Origin of the sequence: Sphingomonas prati (assembly GCF_014643515.1) — a bacterium.
GTDB lineage: Bacteria > Pseudomonadota > Alphaproteobacteria > Sphingomonadales > Sphingomonadaceae > Sphingomonas_R > Sphingomonas_R prati.
The window spans coordinates 311440-323660 of sequence record NZ_BMJP01000001.1 but is presented as its reverse complement, the minus strand read 5'-3'; the positions used below and the strand labels follow the sequence as shown (position 1 = coordinate 323660).

General features: G+C 66.9%; 7 protein-coding genes. 2 read left to right on the top strand and 5 right to left on the bottom strand.

Going from position 1 to position 12221, the window contains the following annotated elements; translation table 11 throughout:
- Positions 1-8: 8 nt before the first annotated feature.
- The 5 genes from IEX50_RS01500 to parE all read right to left on the bottom strand — a co-directional run bounded on the left by IEX50_RS01500 (position 9) and on the right by parE (position 7929).
- Entirely contained in the window at positions 9-3185 is a 3177-nt protein-coding gene (locus IEX50_RS01500) for an efflux RND transporter permease subunit (protein WP_157177187.1), read from the bottom strand.
- Between the two features lie 94 nt (positions 3186-3279).
- Complete coding sequence (locus tag IEX50_RS01495) at positions 3280-4542, bottom strand: efflux RND transporter periplasmic adaptor subunit (RefSeq protein ID WP_157177186.1); 1263 nt, start codon at positions 4540-4542, stop codon at positions 3280-3282.
- Positions 4539-4949 (bottom strand): hypothetical protein, encoded by a 411-nt coding sequence (locus IEX50_RS01490; RefSeq protein WP_157177185.1) that lies wholly within the window; start codon positions 4947-4949, stop codon positions 4539-4541. Before IEX50_RS01490 ends, IEX50_RS01495 begins: the two co-directional genes overlap by 4 nt.
- 304 nt (positions 4950-5253) lie before the next feature.
- Entirely contained in the window at positions 5254-5868 is a 615-nt protein-coding gene (locus tag IEX50_RS01485) for a TetR/AcrR family transcriptional regulator (RefSeq protein WP_157177184.1), read from the bottom strand.
- Positions 5869-5940: 72 nt separating this feature from the next.
- Positions 5941-7929 (bottom strand): DNA topoisomerase IV subunit B, encoded by a 1989-nt coding sequence (parE, locus tag IEX50_RS01480; protein ID WP_157177183.1) that lies wholly within the window; start codon positions 7927-7929, stop codon positions 5941-5943.
- A gap of 120 nt (positions 7930-8049) precedes the next feature.
- Here parE and IEX50_RS01475 point away from each other — a divergent pair, with 120 nt between their 5' ends.
- Together IEX50_RS01475 and IEX50_RS01470 are read left to right on the top strand one after the other, a co-directional pair.
- Positions 8050-9717, top strand: a complete 1668-nt coding sequence (locus IEX50_RS01475) for a M28 family metallopeptidase (RefSeq protein ID WP_157177182.1) — start codon at positions 8050-8052, stop codon at positions 9715-9717.
- Between the two features lie 79 nt (positions 9718-9796).
- Positions 9797-12130 (top strand): EAL domain-containing protein, encoded by a 2334-nt coding sequence (locus tag IEX50_RS01470; RefSeq protein ID WP_157177181.1) that lies wholly within the window; start codon positions 9797-9799, stop codon positions 12128-12130.
- Positions 12131-12221 lie beyond the last annotated feature (91 nt).

Sequence of the window (12221 nt, the reverse complement as noted above, 5' to 3'; positions counted from 1 at the left end):
TTCTTTCCCTATTCGGCGGGCTGGAGGGTCGGTCTCGCATCCGGCGTCCGGCGGCGTTCGAACCGCAGGGCCAGCGCACGCGCGACGACGTAGAAAGTTGGCGTGAACAACAGGCCGAACCCGGTCACCCCGATCATGCCGAAGAACACCGCGGTCCCCAGCGCCTGGCGCAACTCGGCACCCGCGCCCTTCGCGATCACCAGCGGCACGGTGCCCAGGATGAACGCGAAGCTGGTCATCAGGATCGGCCGCAACCGGTCCCGCGCCGCGCGGACGGCGGCCTCCATCGGGGTCAGCCCGTCGCGGTCCTCCGCCTGCTTGGCGAACTCGACGACAAGGATCGCGTTCTTCGCCGCCAGCGCGATCAGCACGACCAGCCCGATCTGCGTCAGGACATTGTTGTCCATCCCGCGCAGGTTCACGCCGGTCATCGCGGCGAGCAGACACATCGGCACGATCAGAATGATCGCCAGCGGCAAGGTCAGGCTCTCATATTGCGCGGCGAGCACCAGGAAGACGAACAGCACCGCCATCCCGAACACCAGCGCGGCCGTGCTGCCGGCCGACTTCTGCTGGAACGCGATCCCGGTCCACTCGCTGGCATAGCCGGCGGGCAGAGCGGTCTCGGCCAGCTTCTCCATCGCGACCAGTGACTGGCCGGACGAGAAACCGGGCGCGGTGTCGCCGTCGACCTCGACCGCGGGGAACAGGTTGTAGCGCACGACGCGGTACGGCCCGGTCTTGTCGCGGAACGTGGAGACCGACCCCACCGGCACCATCGCGCCGCTGTTCGACCGCGTCTTCAGGTTGGCGATGTCCGCCGTCGTGGCACGGAACGGCGCATCGGCCTGCGCCGTCACGCGATATGTCCGCCCCAGCAGGTTGAAATCGTTGACGAATGCCGATCCCAGATAGACCTGCAACGCCTCGAACACACGCTCCGGCGGGACACCCAGCAGGTTGGCCTTGGCACGGTCGACGTCGGCAAAGATACGCGGCGTGGCGGTGTCGAAGAAGGTGAAGACCTGCGCGAGCCCCTTCGTCTGGTTCGCCTGGCCGATCAGCGCGCCCGCGGTCTTGCCCAGTTCCTGATAGCCGTGGCCACCCTGGTCCTGCACCATCAGCCGGTATCCGCCCGCAGAGCCGATCCCCTGGATCAGCGGCGGCGGGATGATCAGCAGCCGCGCTTCGGTGATGTCACCGGTCGCCTTGCGCGCCTCGTCCATGATCCCGGCGAACGTCACGCCAAGCTCCTGTCGTTCCTCGAAGCTTTTCAACGGGATATAGGCTGCGGCTGAATTCGGTGCGAGCGTCTGCGACGGCCCGTCGAACCCGGCCAGCATCACCGCGCCCTTCACGCCGGCCAGCGGCAGGATGCGCTTGGCAACCTTCTGCATCACCGTATCGGTCCGTTCGACCGAGGCACCGGACGGCAGCTGGATGACGGTCAGGAAATAGCCCTGATCCTGCGCCGGCACGAACCCGGTCGGCGTCACCGCGAACACCACGGCGGTGACACCGATCAGCGCGGCATAACCGATCATCATGCGCTTCGGCGCGGCCACCAGTCTGGCGGTCAGCCGCGCATAGGCGTCGCTCATCCGCTCGAACCCGCGGTTGAACCAGTCGCCCGCCCGGCGCGTCACGCGGACCAGCCGGTTGCCGCTCCCGCTCGTCTCGTTCGGCTTCAGCAGCATCGCGGCGAGTGCCGGCGACAGCGTCAGCGAGAGCAGCAGCGAGATGATCGTCGCGGTCGAAATGGTGACCGCGAACTGGCGGTAGAACGCGCCGGACAGACCGGTCAGGAACACCGTCGGCACGAACACCGCACACAGCACCAGCACGATCGCGACGAGCGCACCCGACACCTCGTCCATCGACGTCCGTGCCGCCTCGAGCGGGGTCAGGCCGTGCTCTAGGTTGCGCTCGACATTCTCGACCACCACGATCGCATCGTCGACCACGATGCCGATCGCCAGCACCAGCCCGAACAACGACAGGTTGTTGAGCGAGTAGCCCGCCGCCGCGAGCACCGCGAAGGTGCCGATAAGCGAAACCGGGATCGCCACGATCGGAATGATCGCCGCACGCCATTTCTGAAGGAACACGAGGATGACGAGCACGACGAGGAACATCGCCTCGATCAGCGTGTGCTTCACCGCATCGATCGACTGCGCGATGAACTCGGTCGGATTGTAGATGACGCGATATTCCAGGCCCTTGGGAAACTTCTTTGACATCGTTTCCATCTCGGCATTGACCGCTTCGGCCGCCGCCAAAGCGTTCGATCCGGGCCGCTGGAACACCGCGGCGATGACCGTCGGCTCGCCGCTCAGATACGTATTGGCGCCGTAGTCCTGCGCACCCAGTTCGACCCGCGCGACGTCGGACACCCGTACCTGACGGCCCGACGCATCGCTGCGGATCACCACGTCGGCGAACTGCTTCGGATCGGTCAGACGGCCTTGCGTCTCGACGTTCAGCTGGAACGCGGCGCCCTGATCATAAGGCGGCTGCCCCAGCGTCCCGGCTGCGACCTGGACGTTCTGCGCGCGCAATGCCGCGACGATCTCGCCCGCGGTGAGGTCGAGCGCGGCGGCCCGGCCCGGATCGATCCAGACGCGCATCGCATAGTCGCGCGCGCCGAACAGCCGCACGTCGCCCACGCCGTCGATCCGGCTCAACCGGTCGCGCACCTGGGTCAGCGCATAGTTGGAGATATAGCCGCGATCGAGCGACCGGTCAGGCGACACGAGGTTCACCACCATAAGGAAGTCGGGCGACGTCTTGCGCGTCACCACGCCCAGCCGCTGCACATCCTCCGGCAGGCGCGGTACGGCAACCGAGACGCGGTTCTGGACCAGCACCTGGGCTGCATCCAGGTCGGTGCCGATCTTGAACGTCACGGTGATCGTGACATTGCCGTCCCCGGTCGATTGCGACGACTGGTACAGCATGTTGTCGACGCCGTTGATCTCCTGCTCGATCGGCGCGGCCACCGTTTCGGCGACCGTTTCGGCCGACGCACCCGGATAGGTCGCGCTGACCGTCACGGTCGGCGGCACAATGTCGGGATATTGCGACACCGGCAGCGCCATGTAGGCGATCGCGCCCACGACGGTGATGATGACCGCGATGACGGCCGCAAAGATCGGCCGGGTGATGAAGAAACGCGAGAAGCGCATGGTGTCTGTCCTCGAACAGGAGGGAGCGCGGTCCGCCGTTCCCCGCCCGGGTGGGCGAGGTCGGGAGGTCGATCAGAGTGGGCTGAAGGCTAGGTCAGCTGGCCAGCGTGGCCTCGCCCGCGACCGGCTGGACCGCCGTCGGCGTCGCCACGGAAGCCTGCGGCGTGATGCGCCCGAGCTTGGGCTGCACCGGCGATCCGGGCATCGCCATCTGCGTGCCGGTAATCACGATCCGGTCGTCGGGTCCAATGCCGGACCGCACGATGCGCAGGCCGCCGACCACCGGGCCGAGTTCGACCGGCTTCGCCACCACCATGTTGCGGCGGTCGACGGTCAGCAGGATCTTGCGCGCCTGGTCGGTCTGGACGGCATCGTCGGGCACCAGCATCGCGGTCTGCGTGCCGGCACTGGCCAGCCGCATGTTGCCGAACATGCCGGGCGTCAGGAAGTAGTTCGGGTTGGACAGCACGGCCCGCCCGCGGATCGTGCCCGATCGCTGGTCGAGGCCGTTGTCGGTGAAGTCGAGCCGCCCGTGCCAGCGATGCTCGGCCTCGTCCTGCAACCGGATCTCGACCGCGGCGGGGGCCGCCCCGGCACGCCGTGCGCGCTGACCCTTGAGGAACAGCGCCTCGGACCCGTCGAACGTGAAGTAGATCGGGTCGAGCGCGTTGATCGTGGTCAGCACGGTGCCGCCGGTACCTTCGCCGCCCGCCACCTGGTTGCCCGCATCGACGCGGCGGTCGGAAATCCGCCCGCCGATCGGGGCGCGAACCTGCGTGAACGATACGTCGAGCGCGCGCGCCCGGACGCGCGCCTGGGCCGCCGCGAGTGCGGCCTGCGCCGCCTGCAACCGGCCGCGCAACGCGTCGACCTCACCCGCCGACACCGCCTCGTCCGCGACGAGCCGCTGCGCGCGACCCAAATCGGTGCGAGCGAGCGTCAGCGCACTCGCCGCGCTCGCGGCGTTGGCGCGCGCCTCGGCCAGCGATGCGGCGAACGGGCGTGGGTCGATCGTGAAGAGCAGTTGCCCCTTGCGGACGATCTCGCCGTCGCGGAAATGAACGGCGGTTACTTCGCCCGCCACGCGCGGCCGAATTTCCACCGTGCGACTGGGGGCGAACCGCCCGACATAATCGTCCCACTCGCTTACCTGGCGGACGAGCGGCGCCGCCACCGTCACCGCGGGCGGGGCAGGGGCCGCCACCGCCGCGTTCGGCTGGTCGAACATCTTCACGCCAACCGCGCCGAGCAGGGCCACCGGCACCAGCACCATCGCGCCACGCTGCCATGCGGGCCGGCGGCGGCGCACATCGGGCTGCACCGCGTCCGTCCGCGAAATCGGGGTATCCATGTTCATGCCGATCCGCTCCGCTTCGTCGCACCAACGCGCATGCCGGTCACGCTGGTGACCAATGTCTCGATCTGCTGTTCCGCAAACCCGGCGGACAGGAACCGCTCGATCTCCGCCTTGGGCAGCGCGAAACCGTGCCGCCATGCGTAGACCGCCATCCGGCGCAGCGCCTCCAGCCGCGGGTCGGCGAGCCGCGAGGGCGTCTCCTGCCCGAACAGGCTCCCCATCGCGCGCGACAGACGGCTCGGTTCGCTCAGGCTCCGCAGCGTGTCGCGCTTGGCCAGCGCGATGACGCTCCATTCCAGCGGGCGGAAACCCGCGTCCGCCGTTGCGGCGGGGCTGATCGTGGCGGCTGCGGGGGCAAAGCTGCGGGCGGCGGGTGCGAACATGTCGTCGATGTCCAGATAGGCCATGGGGAAATTCCTCGCGGTTCAAGGCGGATGGGCGGGGGACGCAAGCCGGCGGCCACCGACGGACGATCCGTCGGCGATGCGCCGTTCGGCGGACGCAGAAGAACACTCGCAATCGCACGGGCGACACGCGGTATCCGGTCAATGATGGGTGTTGGATACGGCCGGAGCCGTAAGGTCAGGTGCGGATGTTCATTGCTGTTGGTCCCCCGGTTGCGGACCCCGCAACGGGGGACTGCTTCGATACCAGTCGGTATATAAACCTGAGGTTCATCGCGTCAATCGGCTTTTGTACCGCGCGGTAGATTTATTTGGTGGGCCAGACCGCCATGCTTGTTTCGGCGAGCTGGCGCAGCTCGTTGCAGGTCGCACCCGACCCGCCCTGCAACGCCATGCCCTGCATGATCGCGAACAGGTAACGGACGAGCGCCGCGGGCTCGAGGCCCTCGGGGAACTCGCCGTCGGCCTTCGCCTGCTCGAATCGCCGGACGATCGCCGCCTCGGACGACGCGCGGCGCTTCATCACCTCCGCCTTGATCGGTTCGGCCTCGACTCCGCAGGCCGCGGTGCTGATGACGCCCAGGCAGCCCTTGGGGTCGCAAGTGCTCGTCTGCATCTGCAACGCGCCGTGCAACAGCCGCTCGGCCACCGCACGCGCGGTCGGCGCTTCGACCGCGGAGGTCATGTAGGCCAGCTTCTCGCGCTCGTAGAGGTCGAGCGCCTTGTGGAACAGCGCCTCCTTGTTGCCGAACGCGGCATACAGACTCGGCTTGGTGATCCCCATCGCTGCCGTCAGTTCGGCCATCGACGCGGCTTCATAGCCGTTCTTCCAGAACACGCGGAGCGCGGCCGCCAGCGCGGTTTCGAGATCGAATTCGCGCGGGCGACCCTTGCAGATCGAGATCTTGGACAAGCTATTCATACCGAACGGTATATAGTGCAGCCGCAGCGCGCGTCCAGTGTGACACTTCGGTGTCGGGGCGCGACCCCGGCCTCACGCATCGATCGCGTCTTCGTCCAGCTTCGCGGCGTTCGCCTGGATGAATGCGAAGCGGTGCTCGGCATGCTTGCCCATCAACCGATCGACCAGGTCGCGCACCGCGGACCGCTCCTCATAATCCGCCGGCAGCACGATTTTCAACATCGACCGGCTCTTCGGGTCCATCGTCGTCTCGCGGAGCTGCTGCGGGTTCATCTCGCCGAGGCCCTTGAAGCGCGAGACGTCGACCTTCTTCCCCCGGAAATCCTTGCCCTTCTCCAGCACCGCACGGTGCGCATCGTCGCGCGCATAGGCGGACTTGCCGCCCGCGGTCAGCCGGTACAGCGGCGGCTGCGCCAGGTGCAGATGGCCGCGCCGCACCAGATCCGGCATCTCCTGGAAGAAGAACGTCATCAGCAGTGTCGCGATATGCGCGCCGTCGACGTCGGCGTCGGTCATGATCACGATCCGCTCGTAACGCAGCAGCGTCGGGTCGCACGTCTTGCCCGTGCCGCAACCGAGCGCCTGGATCAGGTCGCCGATCTCGCTGTTCGCGCCGATCTTGGCACGGTTCGCGGAGGCGACGTTCAGGATCTTGCCGCGGATCGGCAGCACCGCCTGCGTCTTGCGGTCGCGCGCCTGCTTGGCCGAACCGCCCGCGCTGTCGCCTTCCACGATGAACAATTCGGTGCCGGCGGGGCTGTCCGACGCGCAATCGGTCAGCTTGCCGGGCAGGCGGAGCGAGCGTTTCGACGTCGCCGTCTTGCGCTTCACCTCGCGCTCCGCCTTGCGGCGCAGCCGGTCGTCCATCCGGTCGAGCACGAAGCCGAGCAGCGCACGGCCGCGCGCCATGTCGTCGGTCAGATAATGGTCGAAATGGTCGCGCACCGCATTCTCGACAAGTCGCGCGGCCTCCGGGCTGGTCAGCCGGTCCTTCGTCTGGCTCTGGAACTGCGGATCGCGGATGAAGACCGACAGCATCAGCTCGCAGCCGACCGCGATGTCCTCCGCCTGGATCTCGGTCGCCTTCTTCTGCCCGACCAGCGCCCCGAACGCGCGGATCCCCTTGGTCAGCGCCGCGCGCAGGCCCTGCTCGTGAGTCCCGCCATCGGGCGTCGGGATCGTGTTGCAGTAATAGGTGTACGACCCCTCCGACCACAAAGGCCACGCGACCGCCCACTCGATGCGCCCAGCGGTGCCGGGAAAATCCTGCTTGCCCGCAAAGAAACTGGTCGTCGCGGTCTCGCGGTCGCCGAGCTGTTCGGCCAGATAGTCGGACAGCCCGCCCGGAAACTGGAACACAGCCTCCGCCGGCGTCTCGTCGGTCAGCAGCGCGGGGTCGCAGCGCCAGCGTATCTCGACGCCCGCATAGAGATACGCCTTCGACCGCGCGAGCCGGTACAGCCGCGCCGGCTTGAACCCCGCCGCCTCGCCGAAGATCTCCGTGTCGGGCGTGAACGCCACGCTGGTTCCGCGGCGGTTGGGCGCGCCGCCGACCTCGATCAGCTCGCTCGTCGGCAGGCCGCGCGAGAAGCTCTGGCGGTACAGCGCCCGGTTGCGCGCGACCTCGATCACCGTATCGGACGACAGCGCGTTCACCACCGACACGCCGACGCCGTGCAGCCCGCCCGACGTCGCATAGGCCTTGTCGCTGAACTTGCCGCCCGAATGGAGCGTGGTCAGGATCACCTCGAGCGCGGACTTGCCGGGGAATTTCGGGTGCGGATCGACCGGGATGCCGCGGCCATTGTCGACGATGGTCAGCCGGTTGCCGGCACCCAGCGCCATGTCGATACGGTTGGCGTGCCCCGCCACCGCCTCGTCCATCGCATTGTCGAGGACCTCGGCCGCCAGATGGTGGAACGCGCGCTCGTCCGTCCCGCCGATATACATGCCGGGCCGGCGGCGAACCGGTTCCAGCCCCTCCAGCACCTCGATCGACGACGCGTCATAATCGCCCGAACCGGTGGCGGGCGCTGCGGCAAAGAGATCGTCGGCGGACATTACGGAGGACCATAGCGGGAACGAATGCGCCTGTCAGCCTCCTCCGCTCGTCCGATCCGGACTGGCGCGATGGGCCTCCGCCACGCTACCGACGGTGGAGACTGACCGGGAGGAACGAACATGATCGGATCTGGATGGCGCTGCGGCGTCGCGCTGGCGGCGATGCTTGCGACAGGGGCCGCTGCCGCACCCGCGATCTCGCCCGAACGGATGTCCGCCTCGGTCAAGGTGCTCGCGTCCGACGCGTTCGAGGGCCGCGCACCCGGCACCCCCGGCGAAACGCGCACGGTCGACTGGCTGGTCGGCCAGTTCAAGGCGATGGGCCTGCAACCCGGCGGCCGCGGCGGCAGCTGGACACAACCCGTGCCGCTCGTCCGCACGCAGGTCGCGCCCGGCGGCACGATCGCGGTCGCGGGCCAACCGCTGGTCCGCGGCCGCGACATCTATGTCAGCACGGTCCGCCCGGTCGACCGTGTCGCGATCGACAAGGCCCCGATGGTGTTCGTGGGCTACGGCGTGTCCGCGCCGGAGCGCCAGTGGGACGATTTCAAGGGCGTCGACCTGAAGGGCAAGGTCGCGGTGTTCCTCGTCAACGACCCCGATTTCGAGGCCGTGGCGGGCGACGACGCCAAGGGCAAGTTCGGCGACCGCCGCATGACCTATTATGGCCGCTGGACGTACAAGTACGAGGAGGCCGCCCGCCGCGGGGCGATCGCCGCCCTGATCGTCCACGACACCGCCGGCGCCGGCTATGGCTGGGACACTGTCACCGCGCCGGGCGGGGAGAATTACGACATCATCCGCACCGATCCGAACGCGCGCGTGCCGTTGCAGGGCTGGCTCTCGGGCGATGCCGCCACCGCTTTGTTCGCCCGCGCCGGGCTCGACCTCGCCGCCGAACGCGTCCGAGCGCGCAGCCGCACGTTCCGCCCGGTGCCGATGCGGGCGCTGACGTTCAGCGCCAACCTGTCCGTCAAGCAGGAACGCGTCGAAAGCCGCAACGTGCTGGCCCGCATCCCCGGCACCAGGCGACCGGACGAAACAGTCATGATCGGCGCGCATTGGGACGCGTACGGCAAGGGTACGCCCGACGCGCAGGGCCGCACCGTCCGGCCGGGCGCCAACGACGATGCGCTCGGCGTCGCCGGCGTGCTCGAACTCGCGCGCGGTTTCGCGGCCGGGCCGAAACCCGCGCGCAGCCTGGTGTTCGCGCTCTGGAGCGGCGAGGAGCGCGGCCTGCTCGGCTCCGAAACCTATGCGACCGACCCGATCTACCCGATCGATCGCACCGTCGCGAACCTAACGCTCGACGTCCTGCAGACCGCGGGGCCGGCGCGCGACGTCATCCTGGTGGGGCAGGGTCAGAACCAACTGGAGGACGACCTCGCCCGCGCCGCCAACGCGCAGGGCCGCCGCGTGACGCCCGAGTCCCTTCCCGAACGCGGGCTATTCTACCGCGCCGACCATTTCTCGCTCGCCAGGCGCGGCGTGCCGACGCTGCTGCTGATGGCGCTCGGCGGCGGGCCGGACCTCGTCGCGGGCGGCCGCGCGGCCGGCGACGCCTGGCTGCGCGACTATATGAAATGCTACCACCAGACCTGCGACGCGTGGGATGCCAAGTGGGACCTGCGCGGTGCCGCCGCCGACACCGAATTGGTCAGGACGATCGCTGCGAATCTGTCAAACGACACACGCTGGCCTGACTGGCGCGCGGACTCGGAATTTGCCGCGATCCGAAGCCAGAGCGCGGCTCAACGCAGGCAGGCTTCTAGTCAACCGTTCAAATAAGAAGCGAACGATCGTTTCGACCCCGTTTCGACCCTCGTCTATTGATGGTTTGATAACCAATATCAGGCATCGGTACCGCATGAGCCCGGCATCCATTTCGCGTCCTCGCCGGCGCAACCGCGAAAGGCCGCGTGTGTTTCAACGGCGACCGCTGTTCTGGATTGCGCTGGGAGCTATCCTGTTCGGCCTGTTGCAGGCCGGCGCACCACTCGAACATATGCTCCGGTTCCTTCGCGATCGCGTCCGGGACCATCCGGTCTCGGGGCAGATCGTCGTCGTGGCGATCGACGACCGGACGATGAGCGCGGCACAACAATGGCCTTTGCCGCGGCGGTTCTACGCAACCCTGATCGACCGCCTGAACGCGGACGGGGTCCGACGCATTTTTATCAGCGTTAACTTTACGACGCTGTCTGATCCCGTGGACGACGCTTTGCTAGTCAGTGCCATGCGACGGTCGAAAGCACCGATCATCCTGCCCGTCGGGTTCACGATCGATCCGATCACTAGAGTGCGCGCCTATTTCGCACCCGCGCTTATGTTCAAGCCGGTTGCTAGCGTATCAAGCATCAATCTGAATTTTGATGCCGAAGGGACGGTCCGCCGTCTGCCCTACGCCATGAAGAGCGACATGGGCGTAACCCCATCCTTCTCGGCTCTCCTGGCAAATCGGGAGGGCTCAGCGGGAAGCCAGTATCCGATCGATTACGCGACTAACCTGTCCTCCATACCGATCCTCAATGCACAAGACGTGCTGTCCGGGGTGGTGCCTACACGGGCCATCGCGGGACGGGACGTCGTTGTCGGCCTGACCTCCGCACGGGCCGGGAACAATTTCCTAGTCCCGAACATCGGTTTGGTTTCCGGCGTCATCCTTCATGTGCTCGGCGCGGAGACGCTGCGTAACGGATCGGCGACCGACATTCCCTGGTTCGTCCCGCTTGGCGCTGCGCTCATCGTTGCGTTCATGGCGTCCTTAATCCGACGGCGGCGCTTTCTAGTCATCGTCTACATTTTGGGGACAATCGCCGCTGTCGCCGCACCCTTCATGCTCGATCGCGAACTGATCTTTGTGGAGATCGTGCCGACACTGGCGCTGCTGGCGGCCATCGGTGGCACGTCGCTTTGGTTCGCCTATCGCGAGGCGGCCCGTCGCCGGTCGGTCGTCAACGTGGTCTCCGGCCTGCCCAATCTGAATGCGTTGCGAGCCGTCGACAACGCGCCAGACGTGGCGCTGGTGGCCGCGCGCATTCGGAACTTCCCGGAGATTTCAGCGACTCTGCCGGAAGAGAAGGAACGCGCATTGGTCGAACAGATTGCGCGCCGCCTTGCACTTGGCAGCGGCGGGGCAACGATCTATCAGGGCGACGAGGGCATTTTCGCTTGGCTGATGCCGTGCGAAACGGTTTCGTTCACGTCGGACCAGTTCGATGCGCTCCACGCCCTGTTCCGCAATCCGATCTCGATCGACGATCGTCGGTTCGATCTGGCCATCACATTCGGTCTGGCGTCCGATCCGGTCTCGTCGCCGTTCAACCGGCTGGGCGGCGCCCTGATGGCAGCCGACGCCGCCGCGGACGCCGGTCTGCACTGGAAGCTGCACGAGCCCGAGCAGGAAGACGACTCCGCGTGGCGCCTGTCCTTGCTCGGTCGACTTGATGCCGCGATCGACTCCGGCGAGATCTGGGTCGCCTATCAGCCTAAGATCGACCTCTCGTCCGGTCGCATCGTGGGGAGTGAAGCGCTGGTCCGATGGAGCCATCCGGAGAAGGGACCGATCAGTCCGGTCGATTTTATCCCCATGGCAGAGCAGCAGAACCGGATTGGCAAGCTCACCTATCACGTCCTCGAAACCGCCATCCGCGCGGCGGCGGCGATCAACAGCCACGGAATTAGTTTCGGGATCGCGGTCAACCTGTCCGCGCGACTGCTGGACGATCCCGAGCTCGTCGTGCGCGTATCGTCGATCCTGACCGAGCATGGTCTGGCATCCAACCTGCTGACGCTCGAGATTACCGAAACAGTCGCCGTGGCGAACAGCGCGCACTCGATCGCCGTGTTGAACCGGTTGCGGCTGATCGGCGTCGTGCTTTCGATCGACGATTACGGGACGGGCTATTCGAATCTCGAAAATCTGCGGACGATCCCGGCCACCGAGATCAAGATCGATCGTAGCTTCATCGACGCAATCGATCACAGCCGGAGCGATGCGGTGATGGTGCGATCAACGATCCAGATGGCGCACTCGCTCGGCCAGAGCGTCGTCGCCGAGGGCGTGGAGCGCGAGGAAACGCTGCGGGCCTTGCGCGTCATGGGGTGCGACCTCGTGCAAGGCTATCTGACCGGTCGGCCGATGAAGTTTGGCGCGCTCAGCCGCCTGCTGCTTAAGGAACGGCGGCGCACGGCGGCTTAATTGGTTAATTTGTTGGTAACCATATTGTCGAACCAGTAAATTCCTCTCTGTCGTTGCGAGTCGGTCGCACGACAGTTCAGGGGAATTTGCG